This is a genomic window from Burkholderia sp. BCC0506 (assembly GCF_902833145.1).
Classification (GTDB): domain Bacteria; phylum Pseudomonadota; class Gammaproteobacteria; order Burkholderiales; family Burkholderiaceae; genus Burkholderia.
In genome coordinates this window covers 31091-56348 of sequence record NZ_CADFEN010000003.1, presented here as the reverse complement: position 1 = coordinate 56348, position 25258 = coordinate 31091, and the positions used below count along the sequence as shown (strand labels likewise).

The window sequence follows — 25258 nt, the reverse complement described above, 5'->3', positions numbered from 1 at the left end:
AAGGCCGCGAAACTTGATTCACTGTTCAGAATTCTGAATAATCGGCGGATGAATCAGCAAAATGTCCAGGCGCTCTGGCCGCATATCCATTCGTTGACGGTGCTGGCCGCGGCGGGCAGTTTCACGGCTGCCGCGCAGCGGCTCGGCATCAGCAAGGCGGCGATGAGCCAGCGCATCGCCGATCTCGAGAAGGCGGCCGGCGTGCCGCTCGTGCGCCGCACCACGCGCAGCGTGCGGCTCACCGATGCGGGCCAGACGCTCGTCGACAGCACGCGCGACGCGTTCGAGTCGATCGGCCAGCATTTCGCGCGCGTGAAGGATCTCGCCGGCGAGCCGCGCGGGCTGCTGCGCCTGACGGTGCCGGTCGCCCTCGGGCGTCAGCAGGTCGTGCCGCACCTGCCCGATTTCCTGCGCCAGCATCCGGGCGTGCAGATCGAGCTCGACCTGTCGGACCGCCTGCATTCGCTGACGCAGGAGGGCTTCGACCTCGCGATCCGCCATACGACCACCGCGCCGCAGACTCACGTCGCGTGGAAGCTGTGCGACACGCGCTCGCTGCTGGTCGCGAGCCGCGACTATCTCGACGCGCGCGGCGCGCCGCGCCACCCGAGCGAACTCGTCGACCACAGCTGCCTGTGCTACCTGCGCGACAACGAGCCGGCCGCGTGGAGCTTCGAGCCGGACGGCCGCCGGCGCCAGCGCGTGAGCGTGCCGGTGCGCGGCAGTTTCGCGGCGAACAACAGCGAGGCGATGCGCGAGGCCGCGCTCGGCGGGCTCGGCATCGCGCTCCTGCCCGATTTCAGCGCGCGGCGCGATCTCGACGCCGGCCGGCTCGTCGCGCTGCTCGACGGCTGGCGGCCGTCGGGCGCGTTCGGCGACCACATTTTCGCGATCCGCCCGTACAGCCCGGTCGTGCCGAGCGCGGTGCGCGCGCTCGTGCGGCACCTGCGCGAACGGCTCGCGGGCGGCTTCTCCGGCGCGTAAGCGGGGCGCCGGCGGGCGTCCGAGCGTGGGCGGGCCGGGCAGGCGCGGCGGCGCTGCGGTAAAATCGCGGCTTCCTCCCGCGCCGTGTGTGGCGCGTCATTCGAAGGTCGACAGCCGATGCAGATTCACAAGGAAGTGGACGCGCGCGGGCTCAATTGCCCGTTGCCGATCCTGCGTGCCAAGAAAGCGCTAGCCGATATGGAAAGCGGGCAGATCCTCAAGGTGCTCGCGACCGACCCGGGCTCGCAGCGCGATTTCGCCGCGTTCGCGAAGCAGACGGGCAACGAGATCGTCGAATCGACGACGCAGGACAAGATCTTCGTGTTCCTGATGCGCCGCCGCTGAAGGCCCGCATCGCCCGTCCCGTCGCATCCCGCCGGCCGCGCCCGGCCGGCGCCCCTGGCAGGGCGCCCCTCCGCCGGGCGACCCTGAGCCGGGCGCTCCTCTCTGACAATTCTTAAACCTCGTTGCGCGACCGGCTGCGTATACTGGCCCGGCCGGTCGTCCGCTCCCAGCGGAGGCGCCGGCCACGGTACGTCGTACGGCGGGCTCGGGGGCCATGCCTGACGCTACCGTCGTACAACGGGGAGAGGACATGTCCTTCAGACCAGGGACGCTTCGAAGTCCGTCCGGAGCGAAAAGCATTGCGCCCGCGCGTACCTCGGAATTGAGCCGGATCGAGCTCGATCCGCGACAGGACCGCCACGCGCGTGCTGCGCTGGAGGCGTATGCGGACTCGGCCGCGGCCGAGATGCCGTGGCTGGCCGAATGGCTCGACGAACGGCTGCGCGACGCCGCGCGGGACGACGGCTCGGGCCTGACTTACTGCGGTGCGACGATCGAACGCGTGTTCGATCTGGCGCAGGCATGGGCGGCGGCCCAGCCCGATTACGCGGCTGGCGCGTGGGAGTCCGTGCGCGAGCAGCTGCAGCGGATGCTTGCGCAACCGCCGTTGGCGGAGCCGCAGCCACACATGCCGACCGACGAATTTGCCGCGCCGGTGGCCCGCGTCGCGGGCGCCGAGTAGGCGTCCGGTTGCGCGACAGAAAGGATTATTCGAAGAAAGGCCGATAGTCCGCGCAATTTCTTGGCGAATTTCATACTACTATGATGAAATCGCCGGTTCGTCCGTGCCCCGTTTTTGAGATATTGGCCGGGGCGCCGATTTGCGCAGGAGGCGCGAGCGGCGAACGACGGCTCGCCGGCCGGTATCCGGCGCCGCGTGCGGGTTGCGCGGCCGGGGCAGGTACGGGAGCCGAATGGACGAACCGACTTCGATTTGCGGGGTGCTATGAGAATTGCTGTACTGGATGACGATCCGGCCCAGACGGATTTCGTCAGTCAAACGCTGACGGCCGTCGGCCATACGTGCTATGCGTTCAAGGAAGGCAAGGCCCTGAAGAAGCGCCTGCAGCGCGAGACGTTCGATCTGCTGGTGCTCGACTGGAACGTGCCCGACATGTCCGGCGAGGAAGTGCTCAAGTGGGTGCGCGCCAACCAGACCGAGCACAGCCTGCCGATCATCTTCATGACGAGCCGCGACGACGAGGCGGGGATCACGCAGATCCTCAACGCCGGCGCCGACGATTACGTGGTCAAGCCGGTGTCGGGCCCGATCCTGCGCGCGCGCATCGGTTCGCTGCTGCGCCGCGCGTATCCGGTCAACGCCGAGGCGACCGTCCGCGAATTCGACCAGTTCCGTTTCGACGTGAACCTGAAGCAGGCGTACGTCGGCGACAAGGCCGTGAGCCTCACGCAAAAGGAATTCGAGCTCGCGCTGCTGCTGTTCCAGCACCTCGACCGGCCGCTGTCGCGCGCGCACATTCTCGACCTCGTGTGGAAGCAGGCGACCGACATCCCGTCTCGCACGATGGATACGCACATTTCGATGCTGCGCACCAAGCTCGGCCTGCGGCCCGAAAACGGCTATCGCCTCGCGCCGATCTACGGGTACGGCTACCGGCTCGAACGGGTCGGCCAGGGGGAATCGGAGTGACCACGCGAATCACGCAGCGCCCGGCGGGCGTGCGCACGGCGGCGCTGCGCGCGGCCTGCGCGGTCGCGTTGGCGTTCGCCGCGCAGCAGGCCGTCGCGCAGCCGCCCGCCGCGGCGGGCAAGATGGTCGTGTACCGCACGCAGGCGGGCGACACGCTGTACGACGTCGCCGCGCGCTACCTGCAGGGCGCGGACGACTGGCAACTGCTCCAGCAGATCAACGGCGTGCCGGCGCCGAAGCACCTGCAGCCCGGCGTCGCGCTGAAGCTGCCGGTCGCGCGCCTGCGCAAGGAAAAGCTCACCGCACGCGTGATCGCGGTGCAGGGCACGGCCGAGCGCGCGTCCGGCGGCGCCTTCGCGCCGCTCGTGAACGATGCGACGCTCGCCGAAGGCGACCGCGTGCGCACCGGCCCGAACGGTTTCGTGACGCTCGAGCTGGCCGACGGCACGCACATGAGCCTGCCGCCCGACAGCCAGCTCGACCTGAAGTCGCTGCGCCGCACGGTGCTGACCGGCACGCTCGATCGCGAGTTCGAACTCACGCGCGGCTCGGTCGACAGCGAAGTCACCCACCTGAAGAAACGCGACGACCGCTTCCAGATCCGCTCGCCGTCGGTCGTGGCCGGCGTGCGCGGCACGCGCTTTCGCGTGAACTACGACGCGGCCGGCAATGCGTCGACGCGCGTCGAGGTGCTCGACGGCACCGTCGGTGTCGCGGGCGGCCGGAAGCCGGCCGATGCGACGCTCGTGCATGCGAATTTCGGCAGCGTCGCGACGTCGTCCGGTACGGTCGGTGCGCCTGTCCAGCTGCTGGAGGCGCCCGCGCTCACGCATCCCGACAAGGTGCAGGACGAGCCCGACGTCGCGTTCGACATCGCGCCGCTCGAGCGGGCGCACGCGTATCGCGTGCAGCTCGCGCACGACGCGGGGCTGCTCGACCTGTTCCGCGAAACGCGCACCGGTTCGCCGCGCGCGGTGTTCCGCGACGTGCCGAACGGGAATTACTTCGTGCGGATCGCCGCGATCGACGAGAACGGCCTCGAGGGGCTGCCGCGCACCTATGCGTTCGAACGCCGCGTGATGGGACTCGACGCGAGCGCGTCGCAGGGCGCGGGCGGCTACGAGTTCCGCTGGTCGCCGAACGGCTCGGGCAAGAACGCGCGTTACCGGTTCGTGCTGTCGCGCTCGAAGGATCTCGGCGCGCCGGTCGTCGACCAGGTCGGCCTGCATGCGCGCCAGATCACCGTCGCGCACCTGCCGCCGGGCGACTATTTCTGGGCCGTGACCGTCGAGGAATTCGAAGGCGGCAAGTTCTACGAGAAGACCAGTCCGGTCAGCGCGTTCACGTTGTCGCGCTGATCCGCGGCGCATGAAACCCGACTCCGTTTCCCCGCGGCGGCACCTGGGGCGCCGCTTCCTGATCGAGTGGATCGCGATCGGCTGCCTCGGGATCGCGGTGATCCTCGCGTGCGCGCTCGGCCGCTTGTCGTCGAGCGTCGACGGGCTGATCTACGACCGGCTGCTGATGTTGCGCAGCCTGCCGCTGTCGCCCGACGTCGTCGTCGTCGACATCGACAACCAGAGCGTGTCCGCGCTCGGGCGCTGGCCGTGGCCGCGCGACGTGCATGCACGGCTGCTCGACACGCTGGCTCGCGCGCAGCCGGCCGCGGTCGTCTACGACGTGCTGTTTACCGAACCGTCGCAGCAGGATCGCGCGTTCGCGGACGCGATGAGCCGCGTGCCGACCTTCCTGCCGGTGCTGCTGAGTCCCGAGCAGGCGGACGGCACGCGATCGGTCGATCCGCCGGTCGCCGCGCTCGCCGCGCGCGCGACGGGGCTCGGCCACATCAATCTCGAAGTCGATCGCGACGGCATCGTGCGCAGCGTCGCGCTGTTCGAAAGCGACGGCCGCGTGCGCTGGCCGCAACTGATGGTGCCCGTGTACCGCGCGATCCAGGCCGGCCGGCTGCACCCGGTCGGCGGCATGCCCGGCGCGAATGCGCACGACCTGTCGCGCGATGCGGCCGGCGAGGGCCGCTACCTGATTCCGTTCAGCCGCAATACGCCCGCGTATCCGACGCTGTCGTTCGACGACGTGCTCGAAGGGCGCGTGAAGCCCGACGCATTGCGCGGCAAGATCGTCGTCGTCGGCGTGACCGCGTCCGGGCTGTACGATCGCTTCGCGACGCCGGTGTCCGGCGAGTTCGGCCCGCTGGCCGGCGTGTACATCCATGCGAACGTGCTCGACATGCTGGCGACCGGCAGTGCGATCTCGCCCGCGTCGAGCTTCGGGCTGTTCGTCGCGTCGCTGCTTCCGCTCGCCGTGTTGCTCGGCGGCTTCCTGATGCTGTCGCCGTGGCGTGCGCTGCTGCTGACGCTGAGTCTCGCCGCGCTCGCCGTCGTCGCGAGCGTGGCGCTGCTGTTCGAGGCGCGCATCTGGCTGACGCCGGCACCGGCGATCTTCGGGCTGATCGCCGTCTACCCGATCTGGAACTGGCGGCGGCTCGAAATGACGATGTCGTACCTGCGCCGCGAGCTGCAGCGCCTCGCCGACGAGCCGCACCTGCTGCCCGAGGCGCCGCGCACGCGCAGCGTCGGCGGCGACGTGCTGGAGCGGCAGATGGCGCTGATGGCGCAGGCCGCGCAGCGCGTGCAGGACATGAAGCGCTTCGTATGGGACAGCCTCGACAGCATGCCCGAGCCGATCTTCGTGACCGATCTCGCCGGTACCGTGCTGATCGCGAACCATGCGGCGAAACGCTACGGGTCGCGGCTCGCGCTGCCGCTGCCGGAAGGGCGGCCGCTGCGCATCGCGCTCGGCGAGCTGACGTTCATGAAGACGGTCGACGGCAACGCCGAGCACGACGCGGCGATCCGCGAGCGCTGGCCGGCCGCGCTCGACCCGACGCTCGAGGCCGAGCACGACGCGATGGCGCGCGGCATCGAGGTGCGCGATCGCGACGGGCTCGACCATCTGCTACGCTACGCGGCGTGTACGAATGCGCAGGGGCGCGTGACGGGCTGGATCGCCGGCCTCGTCGACGTGACCGAACTGCACGCGGCCGAGCGGCAGCGCGAGGAAGCGCTGCACCTGCTGTCGCACGACATGCGCTCGCCGCAGTCGTCGATCCTCGCACTGGTCGAGATCGAGCGCGAGCGCGTCGAGAGCGACGCGATGCGCGGGCTGCTCGCACGGATCGAGCGCTATGCGCACCGCGCGCTGTCGCTCGCCGACGAGTTCGTGCAGCTGGCGCGTGCGGAGTCGCAGGCGTACCAGCTCGAGATGACGAGCCTCGTCGACGTGCTGATCGATGCGAGCGACGAGGTATGGCCGCAGGCGCAGGCGAAACGCATCCGCGTCGAGACCGACGTGGGCACCGACATGTGCTGGGTGCGCGCGGACCGCTCGCTGATCACGCGCGCATTCGTGAACCTGCTGAACAATGCGGTCAAATACAGTCCCTCCGACACGCTGATCACGTGTACGCTGACGGTCGAGCACGCATCGAAGCGGATGTTCTGTACGATTCGCGATCAGGGGTACGGCATTGCGCCGGAAGATCAGCGGCATCTGTTCGAGCGTTTCAAGCGATTCCATGCCGGCGAGCGGCCCGAAATCTCGGGTTCCGGTCTCGGCATGGCTTTCGTGAAGACGGTCGTCACGCGCCATGGGGGCAGCGTGTCGGTCGACAGCGAAGTGGGTGTCGGCACCGCGGTGACGGTGTCGCTGCCCGCGATCGACGAGCCGTCCGCCTGACAGGGCCGGGCGCGACGGCAGGCATTTGGGGAAAGTCATGAGAAAGCAATGGGCAGCGACCGCGCTGGCGGCGTCGCTGTTGACGGGTTGCGCCGGCGTGACGAGCGGCGTGAGCGCGGTCGGGCAGCCGAATGCATTCGCGTCCGGCGCGCACGGCTACGATTTCGTGCGCACGGCCGCGCAGGCGGGCGACGCCGAGTACCGGCAGATCGAGACGCTCGTGCGCGACGAGCTCGCGCACCGCGGCTTCGATGCGCAACCGCTGAAGGATGCGCGTTACCGGTTGTCGATCGCCTACGCGACGCAGCCGGCGGCGGTCGCGGCAAGCGCCGCCGGCTGCGGCGCGGCGAGCAGCGCATGCGTGACGGTCGACGGCCCCGCGCCGTTCGCGCTGCCGTTCATGGGTCGCGTGTACCGTCACGTGCTGACGCTGCGCTTCGTCGATGCGAAATCGGGCGCCGACGTCTATCGCGTGTCGGCGTCGCTGCGCGATCGCGATCCGGGCACGCAGCAGGCCGCGCCGGCGCTCGTGAAGAGCGCGCTGGCGAAGCTGCCGTTCGGCGACGGCGGCGGCTGGCTGGTCAAGACGAAAAAAGACGACGCGGGCGGCATGCCGGGCGTCGTCTCGGTGAAGCCGGCCGACGCGCGCTGAAGCGGCGGCCGTGAGGTGAGGGCGGGCGCGCCGGGGCGCGCCCTTGCCGCGTTCAGACGGTCGGTTGGGCGCCGTCGCGCGTGCGCAGGTACGCGTCGAATTCCGCGCCGACTTCCGGGTGGCGCAGCGCGAATTCCACCGTCGCCTTCAGGTAGCCGAGCTTGCTGCCGCAGTCGTAGCGCGTGCCCTGATACTTGTAGGCCAGCACCTGTTCGTCGGCGAGCAGCGCCTGGATCGCGTCGGTGAGCTGCAGTTCGCCGCCCGCGCCCGGCTTCAGCGCGCGCAGGTGCTCGAAGATCCGCGGCTTCAGGATGTAGCGGCCGACCACGCCGAGGTTCGACGGCGCGACCTCCGGCGCCGGCTTCTCGACGATCGCCGACATCTTGACGATCGACTCTTCCCATTCCTTGCCGTCGACGATCCCGTACGACTTCGTCTCCGACGGCGGGATCTCTTCGACGCCGATCACCGAACTGTGATAGTGGTCGAACACGTCGACCATCTGCTTCATCACCGGCGGGTTGCCGTCGAGCAGGTCGTCCGCGAGGATCACCGCGAACGGGTTGTCGGCGACCAGCTTTTCCGCGCACAGCACCGCGTGGCCGAGGCCGAGCGCTTCCGGCTGGCGCACGTAGAAGCAGTCGACGTGGCTCGGCTTGATGCTGCGCACGAGTTCGAGCAACTTTTCCTTGCCGCGCGCCTCGAGTTCGGCCTCGATCTCGTACGACTTGTCGAAGTGGTCCTCGATCGCGCGCTTGCTGCGCCCGGTCACGAAGATCATCTCGGTGATGCCCGCTGCGATCGCTTCCTCGACCGCGTACTGGATCAGCGGCTTGTCGACGACGGGCAGCATTTCCTTCGGGCTCGCCTTCGTTGCCGGCAGGAACCGCGTGCCGAGACCGGCAACGGGGAATACCGCCTTGGTGACTTTCAACATGATCGAACCTTTATTCCTGTAATCGACTTGTCAGACAGTCTATGTTCACGTCCGCATTATAGTGAACGCAAACGACCTTACCCTTTGTTACGCAGGCAACCGATCGAGCTGCGCGCGCAGTTTTTCGAGCGTGCTCTGGAATTCCGCGACGCGTTTCTGCTCCTGTTCGACCACGGCCGGCGGCGCTTTCGCGACGAATGCCTCGTTGCCGAGCTTCGCGTTGCACTTCGCGATCTCGCCCGTCAGGCGCGCGATTTCCTTCGACAGGCGCTCGCGCTCGGCCGCGACGTCGATTTCCACCTTCAGCACCAGCTTGTTCGGGCCGACGATCGCGATCGGCGCGCCGTGCGCCTCCTTGTCGAGCGCTGCTTCGTCCGCGAGGATCTGGACTTCCGACAGGCGTGCGAGCGCCTGGACGTACGGCGCGAACGCGCGCAGGCGCTCGACGTCGCCCGCCGCGAGCAGCGGCACCTTGGTCGCCGGCGACAGGTTCATCTCGCCGCGCAGGTTGCGGCATGCGTCGACGATCGCCTTCAGGTCGGCCGCCCACTGCTCGGACGCCTCGTCGATCTTCTGCAGGTTCGCGACCGGATACGCCTGCGTCATCAGCGACGCTTCGCCCTCGGCCTTGCCTTGCGGATAGCGGCCGGCGAGCGGCGCGACCTTCTGCCAGAGCGCCTCGGTGATGAACGGGATGACCGGGTGCGCGAGGCGCAGCACCGTTTCCAGCACGCGCAGCAGCGTACGGCGCGTCGCGCGCTGCTGTTCCGGCGTGCCGTTCTGGATCTGTACCTTCGCGAGTTCGAGATACCAGTCGCAGTACTCGTCCCACACGAACTTGTAGATGCTGCTCGCGATGTTGTCGAAGCGGTAATCGGCGAAGCCCTTCGCGATGTCGGCTTCGGTGCGCTGCAGGAGCGACACGATCCAGCGGTCGGCCGCCGAGAAGTCGAGGTAGCCGCCCGGGCCGCAGTCGCCCGCGCCGCACACTTCCGGCTTGTCGTTGCCGCAGTCGTGGCCTTCGCAGTTCATCAGCACGAAGCGCGTCGCGTTCCACAGCTTGTTGCAGAAGTTGCGGTAGCCTTCGCAGCGCGCGAGGTCGAAGTTCACGTTGCGGCCGAGCGTCGCCATCGACGCCATCGTGAAGCGCAGCGCATCGGTGCCGAACGCGGGGATGCCGTCCGGGAATTCCTTGCGCGTCTTCTTCTCGATGGTCGCGGCCTGCTTCGGGTTCATCAGGCCCGTCGTGCGCTTCGCGACCAGCGTGTCGAGGTCGATGCCGTCGACGATGTCGATCGGGTCGAGCGTGTTGCCCTTGCTCTTCGACATCTTCTGGCCTTCCGCGTCGCGCACGAGGCCGTGCACGTACACGGTGTGGAACGGCACCTTGCCGGTGAAGTGCGTGGTCATCATCACCATCCGGGCGACCCAGAAGAAGATGATGTCGAAGCCGGTGACGAGCACCGACGACGGCAGGAAGTGCTGCAGTTCAGGCGTTTCGTTCGGCCAGCCGAGCGACGAGAACGGCACGAGCGCCGACGAGAACCACGTGTCGAGCACGTCCTCGTCGCGCTTGAGCGCGCCGGTATAACCCTTCGCCGCGGCCTGCGCACGCGCTTGCTCCTCGTCGCGCGCGACGAACACCTCGCCGTTCTCGCCGTACCACGCGGGAATCTGGTGCCCCCACCACAGCTGGCGCGAGATGCACCAGTCCTGGATGTTCTCGAGCCACTGGTAGTAGGTGGTCGTCCAGTTTTCCGGCACGAACTTGATCTGGCCGTTGCGCACGACGTCGAGCGACGTTTCGGTGATCGACTTGCCCGGATTGAACGTGCCTTCCGGCGCCGGCTTCGTCATCGCGACGAACCACTGGTCGGTCAGCATCGGCTCGATCACGACGCCCGTGCGGTCGCCGCGCGGCACCATCAGCTTGTGCGGTTTCACCGAATCGAGGAAGCCCTGCGCGTCGAGGTCGGCGACGATCGCCTTGCGCGCATCGAAGCGGTCGAGGCCGCGATACTGCTCGGGGCCGTTGTCGTTGATCTTCGCGTCGAGCGTCAGGATCTCGATCGGCGCGAGCTTGTGGCGCAGGCCGACCTGGTAGTCGTTGAAGTCGTGCGCGGGCGTGACCTTCACGACGCCCGTGCCGAACTCGCGGTCGACGTAGTCGTCGGCGATCACCGGGATCTCGCGGCCCGTCAGCGGCAGCGTGACCTGCTTGCCGATCAGGTGCGCGTAGCGCTCGTCTTCCGGATGGACCATCAGCGCGACGTCGCCGAGCATCGTCTCGGGGCGCGTGGTCGCGACGGTCAGCGAGCCGGAGCCGTCGACGAGCGGGTAGCGGATGTGCCACAGATGGCCGTTTTCTTCCTCGCTCACGACTTCGAGGTCCGACACGGCGGTCATCAGCACCGGATCCCAGTTGACGAGGCGCTTGCCGCGGTAGATCAACCCTTGTTCATACAGCGTGACGAACACGTCGCGCACGGCGGCCGACATCTTGTCGTCCATCGTGAAGTATTCGCGCGACCAGTCGGTCGATGCGCCCAGGCGCCGCACCTGGCCGGTGATCGTCGAGCCGGATTGCTGCTTCCATTCCCACACGCGCTCGACGAACTTCTCGCGGCCGAGGTCGTGGCGCGACACGCCCTGCGCATCGAGCTGGCGCTCGACGACGATCTGGGTGGCGATGCCCGCGTGGTCGGTGCCGGGCACCCACAGCGTGTTCTCGCCGAGCATCCGGTGGTAGCGGGCGAGGCCGTCCATGATCGTCTGGTTGAACGCGTGGCCCATGTGCAGCGTGCCCGTCACGTTCGGCGGCGGCAACTGGATCGCGAAATCGGGGCGGGACGGATCGAACGCCGGGGCGGCATAGCCGCGTTTTTCCCACTCCGGCCCCCATTGGGACTCGATGGTATGGGGCTCGAAGCTCTTCGCAAGCGTGTTGTCGCTCATGTTGGAAATCTGCCGAAAAATGCGTGAATTGGATGCCGAATCTGACAATTATAAATGGATGCCCATCGGCCAGCCATCGCCTGGCCGGCGCGGGCCCGTCGGCGCGCGCCGGCAACGCGCGAGCAAGGTGCGCGCCACGGGCGGCCGAACGGATCGGAAACGGCATCGCGCGGCCGACTTATAATGTCGGGTCCGCATTTTTCTCGCCCGTCAGCTGCCGCTCCATGCCCGATCTGCTCGCCAATCTGAACCCCGAACAACTCGCCGCCGTCACGTTGCCGAACGAACCGGCGCTGATCCTTGCCGGGGCGGGCAGCGGCAAGACCCGCGTGCTGATCACGCGCATCGCGTGGCTGATCCAGCAGGGCTATGCGTCGCCGCCCACCGTGCTCGCCGTCACCTTCACGAACAAGGCCGCGCGCGAGATGATGGCGCGCCTGTCGGCGATGATGCCGATCGACACGCGCGGGATGTGGATCGGCACGTTCCACGGCCTGTGCAACCGGATGCTGCGCACGCACTGGCGCGACGCCGGCCTGCCGCAGACCTTCCAGATCCTCGACACGGCCGACCAGCTGTCCGCGATCAAGCGGCTGATGAAGGCGGCGAACGTCGACGACGAAAAGTACCCGCCGAAGAACGTCCAGTACTTCATCAACAACGCGAAGGAGCAGGGGCTGCGCCCGGACAAGGTCGACGCGACCGACAACTTCAACCGCAAGTTCGTCGAGCTGTACCAGGCGTACGACCAGCAGTGCCAGCGCGAAGGCGTCGTCGATTTCCCCGAGCTGCTGCTGCGCTGCTACGAGCTGCTCGCGTACAACGCGCCGCTGCGCGCGCACTACCAGGCGCGCTTCCGGCATATCCTCGTCGACGAGTTCCAGGACACCAACAAGCTGCAGTACGCGTGGCTCAAGATGCTCGCGGGCGGCCAGAACGCGATCTTCGCGGTCGGCGACGACGACCAGTCGATCTACGCGTTCCGCGGCGCGAACGTCGGCAACATGCGCGACTTCGAAGACGAATTCCGCGTGCGCAACCTGATCAAGCTCGAGCAGAACTACCGGTCGCACGGCAACATCCTCGACGCCGCGAACCAGCTGATCTCGAACAACGCGCACCGGCTCGGCAAGAACCTGCGCACCGATGCCGGCCACGGCGAGCCCGTGCGCGTGTACGAAGCCAGCACCGATTCGCAGGAAGCCGGCTGGATCGTCGAGGAAATCCGTTCGCTGATCAATACCGGCATGGCGCGCAGCGAAGTGGCCGTCCTGTACCGCAGCAACGCGCAGTCGCGTTCGATCGAGCACACGCTGATGTCGTCGGGCATTCCGTACCGCGTGTACGGCGGCCTGCGCTTTTTCGAGCGGCAGGAAGTGAAGCATGCGCTCGCGTACCTGCGCCTGATCGACAACCCGAACGACGACACCGCGTTCGCACGCGTCGTCAATTTCCCGACCCGCGGCATCGGCGCGCGCTCGATCGAGCAACTGGCCGACGCCGCGCGGCTGTACGGCTGCTCGATGGCCGCCGCGATTCCGTACGTGACCGGCAAGGCCGGCACGAGCCTCGGCGGGTTCGCGAACCTGATCGCGAAGATGCGCGCCGACACGCAGCACCTGAACCTGCCCGACACCGTCGAGCACATCGTGCGCGCGAGCGGCCTCGCCGATTTCTACCAGGGCGAGCGCGAAGGCCAGGATCGCCTCGAAAACCTGCAGGAACTCGTGAACGCGGCCACCGCGTTCATCGCCGAGGAAGGCTACGGGCTCGACACGCCGGCCCGCTCGATCCCGCTGCGCGCGGGCGCGATCGCCGTGCCCGAGCTCGGCACGGACGCGGACGATCCGGCGGTCGACGTGCTGGATCCGGCGTCGCCCGCCGACCCCGCCCAGAACCCCGACACGATGACGCCGCTCGCCGGCTTCCTGTCGCATGCGTCGCTGGAGGCCGGCGACAACCAGGCGCAGGCCGGCCAGGACGCCGTGCAGCTGATGACCGTGCATGCGGCGAAGGGGCTCGAATTCTCGGCCGTGTTCATCACGGGGCTCGAGGAAGGGCTGTTCCCGCACGAGAACAGCGTGCTCGAATCGGACGGCCTCGAGGAAGAGCGCCGGCTGATGTACGTCGCGATCACGCGCGCGAAGGAGCGGCTCTACCTGTCGTTCGCGCAAAGCCGGATGCTGCACGGCCAGACGCGCTACAACGTGCGCTCGCGCTTCTTCGACGAACTGCCGGAGCACGTGCTGAAGTGGCTCACGCCGAAGGTCGAGGCCGGGTCGCGCTGGGGCGGGCGTTCGGACAATGCCGGCTACGGGCGCGACTGGTTCGCGCGGCCGGGCGGCGGCAGTCGCGAACAGATCGTCGATGCGGCCGTGACCGCGCCGCTGCCCGCGTTCGCGGACAAGCAGCGCGCGGCCGGCACCGGCTTCCGGGTCGGCCAGCAGGTGTTCCATACGAAATTCGGCGAAGGTACGGTCACCGCGCTCGAGGGCAACGGCACCGATGCGAAGGCGCAGGTGAAGTTCAAGCGCCACGGCGAGAAATGGCTCGCGCTCGCGGTCGCGAAACTGCAGGCGGTGGAATGATGGACGTCGACACGATGGTGACGCCCGCCGCCCGTCCGCTCGGCATTCTGGCCGCGCTGCCCGAGGAACTCGGCGACCTGATCGCCGAGATGCGCGCCGACGGCGCGATGAGGACGGTCACGCTCGGTCGCCGCGATTATCACGTCGGCACCGTGCACGGCGCGGCCTGCGTCGTCACGCTTGCGCGGATCGGCAAGGTCGCGGCCGCCGCGACGGTCAGCGCGCTGATCCACGTGTTCGGCGTGTCGGGCGTGGTGTTCACCGGTGTCGCGGGCGGCGTGTCGCGCACGGTGCGGGTCGGCGACGTGGTCGTGGCCGATACGCTTTTGCAGCACGATCTCGACGCGTCGCCGCTCTTTCCGCGCTACGAGGTGCCGCTGCTCGGCATCACGCGCTTCGCGACCGATGCGGCGCTGACGGCCCGCTTGCGGGCAGCGTGTGTGCGGTTCATCGAGGAAGAGGGGGCCCAGTTCGCCGAGCGCTTCGGGCTTGCCGGCGCGGCGCTGCACGCGGGGCTCGTCATCAGCGGCGACCGCTTCGTGTCGAGCGAGCGGGAAGTGCTCGCGCTGCGCGACGCGCTGCCGGACGCGCTCGCGGTCGAGATGGAAGGCGCGGCGATCGCGCAGGTATGCGCGGAACACGACGTGCCGTTCGCGCTCGTGCGCACGATTTCCGATACGGCCGACGATCACGCGACGCAGTCGTTCTCGCACTTCCTGTCGGCGATCGCGAGCAGCTATTCGTCCGGCATCCTCAAGCGTTTCCTGACGCTGCATGCGACGACGGCGGCCTGAAGCCGCCGTCGAACCATTCTCCATTCGCAGCATCCGACGGGCCGCGGCGTGCATGCCGCGGCTCGTCGTTCGTCATGCCCGCTTGCGCCGGCTGCTTTCGAGGTTCGGCAGGAACACCGTCAGCACGCCGATCAGCGGCAGGAACGAGCACACCTTGTAGACGAACGGGATGCTCGTCGCATCGGCGAGCTGGCCGAGCACGGCCGCGCCGACGCCGCCCAGGCCGAATGCGAAGCCGAAGAACAGGCCCGCGACCATCCCGACCTTGCCGGGCATCAGCTCCGTCGCATAGACGAGGATCGCGGCGAACGCCGACGCCAGCACGACGCCGATGATCACGGTCAGCACGCTCGTCCAGAACAGGTTTGCGTACGGCAGCAGCATCGTGAACGGCGCGACGCCGAGGATCGACACCCAGATCACGTACTTGCGGCCGATGCGGTCGCCGACGGGGCCGCCGATCAGCGTGCCGGCCGCCACCGCCGCGAGGAACACGAACAGGTGGATCTGCGCGGCCTGCACCGACAGGTGGAACTTGTCGATCAGGTAGAACGTGAAATAGCTGTTGATGCTCGCGAGATAGAAGTACTTCGAGAACACGAGCAGCACCAGCACGCCCATCGCGCCCATCACGCGGCCGCGCGACAGCGTCGGGTGGCCGGCCGAGGCGGCCTTCTTCTTCATCGACGGATGCTTCTTGTACCAGTGGCCGATCTGCGTGAGCACGATCATCGCGACGAGCGCGGCCGCCGAGAACCACGCGATGCTGTGCTGGCCGTGCGGAATGATCACGAGCGCGGCGAGCAGCGGCCCGAGCGCGGAGCCTGCGTTGCCGCCCACCTGGAACACCGATTGCGCGAGCCCGTGCTGGCCGCCCGACGCCATCCGCGCGACCCGCGACGATTCGGGATGGAACACCGACGAGCCGCAGCCGACGAGCGCCGCGGCCACCAGCAGCATCGGGAAGTTCGGCGCCACCGACATCAGCAGCAGCCCCGCGAGCGTGAAGCCCATGCCGACCGGCAGCGAATACGGCTTCGGACGCTTGTCGGTGTAGAGGCCGACGAGCGGCTGCAGCAGCGACGCGGTGATCTGGTACGTGAGCGTGATCAGGCCGATCTGCGCGAACGACAGCGCGAACTGGCTCTTGAGCATCGGGTAGATCGCGAGGATCAACGACTGGATCATGTCGTTGAGCATGTGCGAGAAGCTGATCGCGCCGAGCACCGGGTAGACGGTACGGGCGACGGTCGGTGCGGACGGCTGGGCGGCGGCTGCGCCGACGGATCCGGAGTCGAGGCGGGTTTCCATGTGAGCTGAACGAGTTGAGGTGACGGGCGCGCTCTGTTGGGGATCGGCGCGTTTTTTGATTCGTTGATGCGTCAAAGAAGTGTAATGTGGCGCATCGAGAATGTCAGGCCAAGTTTTGTCTTGAATCGGACATTCGTGTGACGGTTCGGCGGTGCATGCTTTTTTGGACGGGTATAACGCTGGCGGCGTGTCGGCCCGTCCGCGGGCGCGCGCCCGGGGCCGGGCGGTGTTTTACCGGACTCAAGAAATGGCGGCGATGGCCGTAGAACGACCCAATGACAACAGGCGCGCCGCGCCCGGCACCGGCTACCCGCCGGGCAGGGGGCAGGACGCGCGGCATGGCCAGCCGTCGCGGGAAGCCGGAACCGACCTTTCCGGCAGCGTGATCAATACGGGGATAGATCGATGAAAGCAGCATCTTTGCACCCACAGCCCGGTGCGGCAGCCGCCGCACCCGACGTCGCCGCCGGTCGCGCCGCTCGGCGTGCGCGCGCGGCGCGTCGCACGCGCCGGCCGTGGACCGTCAAGGCGACGTTGCGTGCCGCCTTCGCGATCCTGCTGGCCGGCACGCTTGCGATCGGCGTGTTTTCGCTGTGGCAGATCAGCCGGCTGAACGCGTCGATCGCGTCGGTCTACGAGCAGGGCCACGTCGCGAGCCGGGCGGCGGCGGAGGTGCGGGCCGAGGTGCTGCGCGCGAGCCGCGCGCAGAAGATGCTGCTGACCGCGACCACCGCGAAGGAGCGCGACGAACTCGGCGCCGACGTGAGCGCGGGGCTCGCGTCGATCGGCCAGGCGCTCGGCACGCTGCAGCGCTATGCGGATCCGGCCGACGCCGGCGATTCCGCGCGGCTGCACGCGTTCTCGACGGCGGTCGGTACGTGGAGCACGCATCTGCGCGATTTCGTCACGCTGGTGCGCGCGCAGCCGCTCGATCTGTCGCAGATGAACTGGCAGGTCGGCACGCAGGACGTGTCGCTGCTGGTCGAAACCGGCAAGCTCGAAAAGCTCGTCGCCGAACTCGTGAAGACGCGCGGAGAAAAGTCGAAGGCGACGCTCGATGCGTCCGCGACCATTTTTTCGTCGTCGTTCGCGATGATCGCGGCGATGACGGCCGCGCTGATCGTGCTGGCCGTCGCGATCGCCGAGCGCGTCGTGCGGCGCCTCGCGTCGCAGCTCGGCGGCGAGCCCGCGTATGCGAAGGAGATTGCCGCGGACATCGCGCGCGGCGACCTGACCCGGCCGATCGCGCTCGGCCGGCACGACCGCGACAGCATGGTGCGCGCGCTGGCCGAGATGCAGACGGGGCTCGCGGCGACCGTCGGCGAGATCGCGGTGAGCGCCGAGGCCATCGCGGCCGCGTCCGGCGAAATCTCGACCGGCAACCTCGACCTGTCGCGGCGCACGGAGCAGCAGGCGGTCGCGCTCGAGCGCACCGCGGCCAGCATGGAGCAGCTCACGTCGACCGTGCGGCAGAACGCCGAGAACGCGCGGCAGGCGAGCACGCTCGCGGCCAATGCGTCGGCGGTGGCGGAGACGGGCGGGGAGGTCGTCGGGCGCGTGGTCGCGACGATGAGCGAGATCGACGACAGCGCGAAGAACATCCGCGACATCATCGGCACGATCGAGGGGATCGCGTTCCAGACCAACATCCTCGCGTTGAATGCGGCGGTCGAGGCCGCCCGGGCCGGCGAGCAGGGGCGCGGTTTCTCGGTGGTCGCCGGCGAGGTGCGGCTGCTCGCGCAGCGCTCGGCGACCGCGGCCAAGGAGATTCGGGAACTGATCGGCGCGTCGGTCGAGCGCGTGGCCAACGGCGCCGCGCTCGCGCACGACGCGGGCCGCACGATGGATGACGTGGTGCGGGCGGTCAAGCGCGTGACCGACATCATCGGCGAGATTTCGGCGGCGTCGGACGAGCAGAGCGCGGGGATCGACGAGATCGGCCGCGCGGTCACGCAGATGGATGCCGGCACGCAGCAGAACGCCGCGCTCGTCGAACAGGCGGCCGCGGCCGCGAACGCGCTCGACGAGCAGGCGCAGGCATTGAAGGCGCTGGTCGGGCGTTTTCGCATCGCGCACTGAGCGTGCGGCGCGCCCCGGCGTTTACGACTTCTTCTGCTTGTCCGGATCGACGATGACCGTGCAGGTCGTGCCCGCCGACAGCACCACGTCGGCCGGCACTTCGTCGATCTTGATGCGCACCGGCACGCGCTGCGCGAGGCGCACCCAGTTGAAGGTCGGGTTCACGTCCGCGACGAGGTCGCGGCTTTGCGGGTTGTCGCGATCGTAGATGCCGCGCGAGATGCTCTCGACGTGGCCCTTCATCACGCCGCCGCTCATCAGCCGCATTTCGGCCGGCGCGCCGATCTTCACGCGCGGCAGCTTGGTTTCCTCGAAGTAGCCGTAGACCCAGAACGAGTGGCTGTCGACGATCGCGAGCTTCGCCTGGCCGGCCACCGCATAGTTGCCCTTGAAGGTCTGCAGGTTCGTGATGTAGCCGTCGACCGGCGCGACGACGCGCGTGCGCTCGAGGTTGAGCTTCGCGGCGTCGAGCGCGGCGAGGGCCTGCTGGTACTGCGCATCGGCGCTCGACGCGCTATGCGCCGCGTTCTCGCGGTTTTCCTTCGACACGACGAGCGCATCGAGGTCCGCGCGGCGGGCCGCGTCGTCGCGGCGCATCTGCAGTTCCGCGCGACGGGCGGCCACCGCCGCCTGCGCCTGCTCGACCGCGATCTGGTAATGCGACGGATCGATCTGCATGATCAGGTCGCCTTTCTTCACGAGCTGGTTGTCATGCACGGGCAGCTCGACGATCGCGCCCGACACGTCCGGCGCGACGTTGACGATCTCGGCGCGCACGCGCCCGTCGCGCGTCCACGGATCGTCCATGTAGTGCACCCACAGCGAGCGCCCGATCAGGATCGCGACGAGAAGGATGACGGCGGTCGCGACGAAGCCGAAGAGTTTTCTGAGCATCATGATGGTTCGGAATCAACGGTAAACGGCAAGACTCAGTCCGCCGCAAATGCAGACGAGAAGGCAGGCCCGGAACAGCGACGGGTGCCAGACGAGACGGTAGAGGCCCGTATAGGCGAGCAGGCGGTCGACAGCCCAGGTCGCGATCGCGCCGAGGACGAACATCAGCACCACCGTGGGCATGTAGGCATCGAGAATGGCGATTTCACGCGGCATCATGACGAGGCTCCTGGTTGGGGACGCACGGGGCGGTTGCGGTTGAGTGGCGCGAGCGGCGATTCCGGATCGAGCAGCGCGGTCCGCACGAAATGCAGGTAGCTCAGGATGCGCTGCAGCCGGTGGCGCTCGTCGCGCGACGGCTCGAACGCATCGAGCGTCTGCCGGGTCGCGTCGATCGCCGCATTCGTCGCGGCGAGCGTCGCATCGAACTGCGCGGCGCTCGGCTTCGAGAACAGCGCCGACAGCGCGGTGCGCATCGTGTCGATCGCGCGCCGCCACGGCATCGCGGGCGCGTAGCGCGGCTCGGGCGGCAGCGTCGCGAGCTCGTGACGCAGGTCGATCGTCGCGTTGCCGGTCTCGAGCACCGCGAACATCCAGCGCAGCGCGTCGCGCTGCACGTCCGGTTGGTCGGCCGACAGCGTGTGCGCCTGGTACATCAGGTCGCGCGCGCCGCTTTCGAAGCGCGTGCGCAAGCCCGCGAGCCGCGCATGGCCGGCCGCGACCACCTGGTGGCGCAGGTCCGCGAACAGCCGCTTCTTGAGCCACGGCGCGGTCGGCGGGAACAGCACCGCGAACGCGATCGCCGACGCCAGCATCGACAGCAGCAGCGCGAGCGCGTCGTTCATGAAGCTCATCGGGTCGTAGTGCGTGATGCTGTCGGGGCCGGCGAGAAAGCAGAAGAAGATCAGGTAGCCCATCCCGTAGCCCGCGAGCTTCGGCTTCAGCGTCATGTAGATGCCGATCGCGAGCAACGGCGCGAGCGCCGCGCACAGCAGCCAGAAGCCGTCGATTCGCGGGTAGATGCCGAACGTCAGCAGGAAGCCGGTGCAAACGGCCAGCGCCGTGCCCATCCCCATCTGCGCGGCCATCGCGGTCGGGCGTGGCGCCGACGACGCGAGCGCGCACGTCGCCGCGGCGTTCAGCACCAGCATCACGCCGCTCGGCCACGCGGTCTCGATCCAGAACCAACCCAGCGCGAGGATCACCGTCGCGGTGCGGATCCCGGCGATCGTGGCGGCCGTCCGGTTGGTGCGCGGCTCGTAGCGTTCGATCCAGCGTTCGCGCTCGTGCGTCGCGGTCGCGAGCGACGCATAGGTCGCCGCGTATTCCTGCAGGTCGGTGATGAAGCGGTACAGCAGCTCGGCGGCCGTGTCGAAGTCGAGCAGCGGGAAGTCCGGCTGCGTTTCGAGTTCCGCGCGCGTCGCACGGATGCGTCGCGGCAGCGCGTCGCGCCACGCGAGCAGTTGCTCGGCCGCATGACCGGCGTCGGCCGACGTGCGCACCGGTTCGCCGGCAGGCGTCAGCAGCAGCGGGGCGATCTCGCGAAAGTACGGCTCGATCGCGTCGATCGCGGCCTGCGCGCCGGCCGCATGCAGCCGGTTCATCAACTGGTGCAACGCGTGGAAGCGGCTCGATGCGCTCATGAATTCGCTGTTCAGTCGCGCGAGGCGGCCGCTGCGCATCCGCGTATCCGGATCCTCGAACACGGCCATGCTGCGCGCGGCTTCGAACCCGACCACGTCGGCGACGAAGCGCGTATGGATGGTTTCGATATGCGCGCGATCGAGCGTGCCCGACAGCGCCGCCGCGACGTAGTCGACGAAGTTGCCGAAGCGTTTGCGCACCGTCGTGCGCATCTGCTCGCCGGTGGTCTGCGGAAACACGAGTGCGCTGACCACGCCGGCCGACACGATCCCGACCATGATTTCGGCCACGCGCGTCATCGCGCTCATGAACGCGCCGTCCGGGTGCTGCGACGCGGGCAACCCGATCAGCGCGGTCGTGTAGCCGGCCAGCAGGAAGCCGTAGCTGCGGAAGTTGCGGTTGCGCGCGGCGCCGGCCGTGCACAGCGCGACCCACAGCGCGACCGCCAGCAGGAACAGCTGCGGCTGCTGCGGGAACAGCCCGACGAACGTGAGCGTCGCGATCAGCCCGAAGATCGTGCCGGCGACGCGGTAGAAGCTTTTCGCGAGCACCGCGCCGCTTTGCGGCTGCATCACGATGAACACCGTCGTCATCGCCGTTTTCGGTGCGGGCAGGTCGAGCCGCATCGACACGCCGGTCGCGATGAACGCGGCGAGCAGCGCCTTGAACAGATAGAGCCACGCGGCGCCGTCGGTGCGGGCCCAGTCGCCGAACGCGGCATACCAGGCCGCGAACGGGCCGCCGGCGGGCGTGGAAGCGGGGGAGGAGGCTGACATGGCGACGCTCCGCGTTACCGTGCGGCCGGCACGCCGGACGCGCCGATGGTGGCGACCTGCGCGGGCCGGGCGACGGCTGCCGCGGGCTGCGTGCCCGACGCGGCGGCTGGTGCGACGGCACCGGCGGCGGCCTCATTCTTCTGCGGTTGGCCGTCCGACGGATGGCTGTCCCGCACGTCCGTGCCCGTCTCGACCCCGCCGCCGAGCGCGGCCATCAATTGCGCGTGCGCGGCGAGGCGTTCCGCGTCGATCCGGGCGGCCGTCTCCTGCGCGCGCAGCAATTGCTGTTGCGCGACCAGCACGTTCACGTAATCGGTCAGCCCGCGGCGGAAGCCTTCGCGCGACAGCTGATAGCTGCGATCGTTGGCGGCCACCGAGCGCGCGGCGTCCTTCTTCTGCGTGTCGAGCGAGCGGATCCGCACGACCTGGTCGGCGATGTCCTTGAGCGCGCCGACGATCGTCTGGTTGTAGCGCTCGACCGCCTGGTCGTAGCCGGCATTCGCGGCGCCGAGCTGCGCACGCAGCCGGCCGCCTTCGAAGATCGGCAGCGACAGCGCGGGGCCGGCGGTCCAGCCGCCGTTCATCGCGCGCAGGAAGTCGGTGAACGGCGCGGTCACGCCGAAGCCGCCGACCGTCGCGAGCAGGTCGATGTTCGGGTAGAACGACGCCTTCGCGACGTCGATGCCGCGCGCCTGCGCGTCGACCGTCCAGCGTGCCGCGACGACGTCGGGGCGGCGGCCGAGCAGATCGGCCGGCAGCGCCGACGGCAGGCCGGCCGGCGCATCGAGCGCAAGCTGCGGCCGCTTGAGCGCGTCGCCGGCGCCCGGACCCTTGCCGGCCAGCGCGGCGAGCTGATGGCGCGCGAGCTGGATCGCTTCTTCATAGCTGTCGATCTGGCGCTCGTAGTCGGGCAGCGTCGATTCCGCCTGGCTGACTTCGAGCTGCGTGCCGATGCCGGCCAGCAGCCGCTTGCGCGCGAGATCGGCGAGCGCGCGCTGGCGTTCGAACGTTTCGCGCGCGAGATCCAGCAGCGCGTAGTTCATCGACATGCCGACATACGCGCGCACGACGTTGACCTCGAGTTCGAGCTTCGCCGCCCGTGCATCGGCGGCGGTCGCGTGCGCGGTGTCGAGCGCGCGCTCGGTCGCGTTCTTGTCCTTGCCCCACAGATCGAGGTGGTACGACAGGCCGAGCGTGCCGGTGTTGTTCCAGGTGTCGGTATCGGCGAGCGGCCCCGGGCCGTAGTACACGTTGTCGGGCCAGTGCTGGCGCATCAGCGACAGGTTGCCGTTGATCTGCGGCAGCTCGGCCGAACGGGCCACGCGCGCCATCGCCTGCGCTTCGCGCACGCGGGCCTCGGCGGCCGCGAGGGTCGGGTTGCCGGCCTGGGCGGCGGCGATCCACGCATCGAGCTGCGGGTCGCGGTACGCGCGCCACCAGTCGGCGGCGGGCCAGCCCGCGTCGCGGTCGGCCGCGCGGATGGCCGCGCCGGCGTCGAGCGCGTTCGCTTCGATGCGAGTGGACTGGGTGTGGTTGTCGCCCATGCTCGCGCAACCGGCCATTATTAATGAGACTGCAAGAACCGCCAGTGCGAGCGTCCCTTTTGTCGCCGGAGACTGCACGATTTTCTCCCTTTCGGATATAGATGAGTCGGAGGCGATTATATTTTTCAGCGATTCCTGAATAAACGGACAACGGTGCAAGTCATTTTTACGAATCTTGAGATAATATTGGTTGGCCCGTGTGCAACAATCCCTCCGGATTCACAGGGGTAATGGGATGGATACGTTACAAAACATGCGGGTATTCGTCCGCGTGGTCGACGCGGGAAGCTTTACCGCGGCGGCCCAGCAGATGAATTCGACCACCGCCTACGCGTCGCGCGCGGTGTCGGATCTCGAGGCCCATCTGCGCACGCGTCTCCTGAACCGCACGACGCGCCGGATCGCGCTGACCGAGGCCGGCGAGCGCTATCTGCAGCGCTGCGAACAGATCCTCGCTTACGTCGACCAGGCCGAAGCCGAGGCCGGCGACGCGCACGCGCGCCCGTCCGGCAAGCTCAAGGTCCATTGCTTCACGAGCCTCGGCCAGCACTATCTGGTGCCGGCCATCGCGCGCTACCGCGAGCGCTATCCGGACGTGCAGGTCGAGCTGACGCTCGCGCAGCGGATGCCCGACCTGCTCGACGAGGGCTACGACGTCGCGATCGTCGTCGGCCGCGATCTGCCCGATTCGGGGCTCGTGTCGCAGCGGCTCGGCGAGAGCTACAGCGTCGTGTGCGCCTCGCCCGGCTATGTCGAATCGCACGGCGTGCCGCAGCGGCCGGCCGATCTCGCGCAGCACGTGTGCCTCGGGATGATCGCGACGGGGTTTCACTTCGACGAGTGGGCGCTGACGGGGCCGAGCGGCGACGAGGTCGTGCCGATCACGGCGCCGCCGTTTCGCGTGAACGTCGCCGAGGCGCTCGCGGTGGCCGTGCGGGAGGGGATGGGGGTCGGCGGGCTGCCGATCTATTCGGCGATCGGCTGGCTGCGCAGCGGGCACATCGTGCGCGTGATGCCCGAGTACCGGTCGCAGGTGATGAATATCTACGCGCTCTATGCGTCGCGCCAGTACCTCGACGCGAAAATCCGGACCTGGGTCGATTTCCTGCGCGACGAGCTGCCGCTGACGCTCGAAGCGGACGAAGCCGCGCTCGAACGGTACACGCGTGCGACATGACAGCGCGCTCGCCCGCAATCTGACGAGATTTGTCCTTCACGCAACATTTTTTTACGAACGTGTGTCGGACAGTTTGATACTGTTGGAATTAACCAGATACACCACACCGGAGTAGCGATGGATACGCACCTGATGATCGGCCTTGGCGTCCTGCTGGGCGCGGCTGCCGCCGCGGCGGCGACCCGCGACCTGCTGCGTGCGATGAAGGCGAAGGCGCAGATGAAGCCCGTGCCGGTCCGTGTGCGCGCGCCGCGCCGCCCCGGCCGCTGATCCCGCCGTCACGCTTCAGGTCGGGAAGGCCGCGCGATGCGGCCGCCCGGGCCGGCGCTCAGCCGAGCTCGACGACCTTGTCCCACGCGAACGCGGGGTTTTCCCGTTCGCCGGTGCGCCGGTGAAGGTAGCCCCGCGGATTGCACACCACGCGCGTGCCGCCGTCCGCGACGTAATCGAATGACGTATGCGTGTGGCCGTGCAGCCACAGATCCACCGGCGGGCGCACCAGTTCCGCCATGTCCGTGACGAACCCCGCCGACGCCAGATCCTCCGCATAGCGTGCCGCCAGCGAGCGCCGGTGCGGCGCATGATGGGTGACGACGATCGTCTTGCCCGCGAACGGCGCCGCGAGCTGCGCTTCCAGCCATGCGCGGCCTTGCCGGTGCAGCGCGATCGCGTCGGCCGGCGAGAAATCCCGTTCCGGTGCGTCCGGCGCACCCGCTGCCGCATGCAGTGCCGCGTCGTGCGGCCAGGTTACCTGGATCAATCCCTTGAAATCGAGCATCACGCGCAGCGCGGCGTCGATCGCGCGCGCGACGCTGGCTTCGTCCCGACCGAACAGCGAAAAATCGGCCCAGAGCGTCGTGCCCAGCACGCGGAAGCGTTGCGCGGGATCGACATAGACGCCGTTGTTCAGGTAATGCAGGTTGTCGAGCGCATGCGCCGCGTCGCGCATCGCCGTCTCCAGCGCGCCGAATTCGCCGTCGTAGTACTCGTGGTTGCCCGGTACGTAGATCACCGGCACCGCCGGGTCGAACGTCTCGGCGGCCCAGCGCAGGCCTTCCGCGTGATTGTGGATGTCGCCGGCCAGCACGACGAGATCCGCGTCGGCATGCGGGATCGCGTCGGGCAGGTTGCTTTCGAGATGCAGGTCGGACAGGACGCGGACTTTCACGGG

Annotated in this window: 20 protein-coding genes; 12 read left to right on the top strand and 8 right to left on the bottom strand. The window is 68.5% G+C overall.

Annotation, left to right across the window (positions count from 1 at the left end; all coding sequences use genetic code 11):
• Positions 1-48 precede the first annotated feature (48 nt).
• The 7 genes from HWX62_RS07675 (at position 49) to HWX62_RS07645 (ending at position 7388) form a co-directional block, all read left to right on the top strand.
• Complete coding sequence (locus tag HWX62_RS07675) at positions 49-984, top strand: LysR family transcriptional regulator (protein ID WP_126361009.1); 936 nt, start codon at positions 49-51, stop codon at positions 982-984.
• A gap of 117 nt (positions 985-1101) precedes the next feature.
• Entirely contained in the window at positions 1102-1329 is a 228-nt protein-coding gene (locus HWX62_RS07670) for a sulfurtransferase TusA family protein (RefSeq protein ID WP_059505660.1), read from the top strand.
• 250 nt (positions 1330-1579) lie between these two features.
• On the top strand, positions 1580-2011 hold the full coding sequence (locus tag HWX62_RS07665) for a peptidase (protein ID WP_175929329.1): 432 nt from the start codon (positions 1580-1582) through the stop codon (positions 2009-2011).
• 264 nt (positions 2012-2275) lie between these two features.
• Entirely contained in the window at positions 2276-2980 is a 705-nt protein-coding gene (locus HWX62_RS07660) for a response regulator transcription factor (RefSeq protein ID WP_175929328.1), read from the top strand.
• On the top strand, positions 2977-4338 hold the full coding sequence (locus HWX62_RS07655) for a FecR domain-containing protein (protein WP_175929327.1): 1362 nt from the start codon (positions 2977-2979) through the stop codon (positions 4336-4338). The genes HWX62_RS07660 and HWX62_RS07655 overlap by 4 nt, the downstream gene beginning before the upstream one ends.
• 10 nt (positions 4339-4348) lie before the next feature.
• The gene (locus HWX62_RS07650) at positions 4349-6736 is read left to right on the top strand and encodes a CHASE2 domain-containing protein (protein ID WP_175929326.1); all 2388 of its coding nucleotides are present in this window, start codon (positions 4349-4351) and stop codon (positions 6734-6736) included.
• 37 nt (positions 6737-6773) lie between these two features.
• Entirely contained in the window at positions 6774-7388 is a 615-nt protein-coding gene (locus HWX62_RS07645) for a DUF4136 domain-containing protein (RefSeq protein ID WP_175929325.1), read from the top strand.
• Positions 7389-7440: 52 nt separating this feature from the next.
• Here HWX62_RS07645 and galU read toward each other — a convergent pair whose 3' ends face one another.
• Together galU and HWX62_RS07635 are read right to left on the bottom strand one after the other, a co-directional pair.
• A complete protein-coding gene (gene galU, locus HWX62_RS07640; RefSeq protein ID WP_175929324.1) occupies positions 7441-8325 on the bottom strand; it encodes a UTP--glucose-1-phosphate uridylyltransferase GalU in 885 nt (294 codons plus the stop codon).
• 87 nt (positions 8326-8412) lie between these two features.
• The gene (locus HWX62_RS07635; RefSeq protein ID WP_175929323.1) at positions 8413-11280 is read right to left on the bottom strand and encodes a valine--tRNA ligase; all 2868 of its coding nucleotides are present in this window, start codon (positions 11278-11280) and stop codon (positions 8413-8415) included.
• Positions 11281-11504: 224 nt separating this feature from the next.
• Between HWX62_RS07635 and HWX62_RS07630 the strand changes: the two genes are divergently transcribed.
• Together HWX62_RS07630 and HWX62_RS07625 are read left to right on the top strand one after the other, a co-directional pair.
• Positions 11505-13868, top strand: coding sequence for a UvrD-helicase domain-containing protein (locus tag HWX62_RS07630; protein ID WP_175929322.1), 2364 nt, complete (start codon positions 11505-11507; stop codon positions 13866-13868).
• Complete coding sequence (locus tag HWX62_RS07625) at positions 13865-14662, top strand: 5'-methylthioadenosine/adenosylhomocysteine nucleosidase (RefSeq protein ID WP_175929321.1); 798 nt, start codon at positions 13865-13867, stop codon at positions 14660-14662. The genes HWX62_RS07630 and HWX62_RS07625 overlap by 4 nt, the downstream gene beginning before the upstream one ends.
• Before the next feature lie 72 nt (positions 14663-14734).
• Here HWX62_RS07625 and HWX62_RS07620 read toward each other — a convergent pair whose 3' ends face one another.
• A complete protein-coding gene (locus HWX62_RS07620) occupies positions 14735-15973 on the bottom strand; it encodes an MFS transporter (RefSeq protein ID WP_175929320.1) in 1239 nt (412 codons plus the stop codon).
• Positions 15974-16378: 405 nt separating this feature from the next.
• Between HWX62_RS07620 and HWX62_RS07615 the strand changes: the two genes are divergently transcribed.
• Entirely contained in the window at positions 16379-18052 is a 1674-nt protein-coding gene (locus HWX62_RS07615; RefSeq protein ID WP_175929319.1) for a methyl-accepting chemotaxis protein, read from the top strand.
• Between the two features lie 21 nt (positions 18053-18073).
• Here the strand turns inward: HWX62_RS07615 and HWX62_RS07610 are convergent, their stop codons facing one another.
• The 4 genes from HWX62_RS07610 to HWX62_RS07595 are packed head-to-tail and all read right to left on the bottom strand — an operon-like array spanning position 18074 to position 22988.
• Positions 18074-18949, bottom strand: a complete 876-nt coding sequence (locus HWX62_RS07610) for an HlyD family secretion protein (RefSeq protein WP_175929318.1) — start codon at positions 18947-18949, stop codon at positions 18074-18076.
• A gap of 12 nt (positions 18950-18961) precedes the next feature.
• The gene (locus HWX62_RS07605; protein ID WP_006476212.1) at positions 18962-19165 is read right to left on the bottom strand and encodes a DUF1656 domain-containing protein; all 204 of its coding nucleotides are present in this window, start codon (positions 19163-19165) and stop codon (positions 18962-18964) included.
• A complete protein-coding gene (locus HWX62_RS07600) occupies positions 19162-21366 on the bottom strand; it encodes an FUSC family protein (protein WP_175929317.1) in 2205 nt (734 codons plus the stop codon). Before HWX62_RS07600 ends, HWX62_RS07605 begins: the two co-directional genes overlap by 4 nt.
• Positions 21367-21380: 14 nt before the next feature.
• Positions 21381-22988, bottom strand: coding sequence for an efflux transporter outer membrane subunit (locus HWX62_RS07595; RefSeq protein WP_175929316.1), 1608 nt, complete (start codon positions 22986-22988; stop codon positions 21381-21383).
• 157 nt (positions 22989-23145) lie between these two features.
• Between HWX62_RS07595 and HWX62_RS07590 the strand changes: the two genes are divergently transcribed.
• Positions 23146-24087 carry a LysR family transcriptional regulator gene (locus tag HWX62_RS07590; protein WP_175929315.1) on the top strand — a complete coding sequence of 314 codons (942 nt, stop codon included), beginning with the start codon at positions 23146-23148 and terminating at the stop codon, positions 24085-24087.
• 117 nt (positions 24088-24204) lie between these two features.
• Positions 24205-24357: a hypothetical protein gene (locus HWX62_RS07585; RefSeq protein WP_175929314.1), complete on the top strand. Its 153-nt coding sequence runs from the start codon at positions 24205-24207 to the stop codon at positions 24355-24357.
• A gap of 58 nt (positions 24358-24415) precedes the next feature.
• Here the strand turns inward: HWX62_RS07585 and HWX62_RS07580 are convergent, their stop codons facing one another.
• A complete protein-coding gene (locus HWX62_RS07580) occupies positions 24416-25255 on the bottom strand; it encodes a metallophosphoesterase (RefSeq protein WP_175929313.1) in 840 nt (279 codons plus the stop codon).
• Positions 25256-25258: the final 3 nt, after the last annotated feature.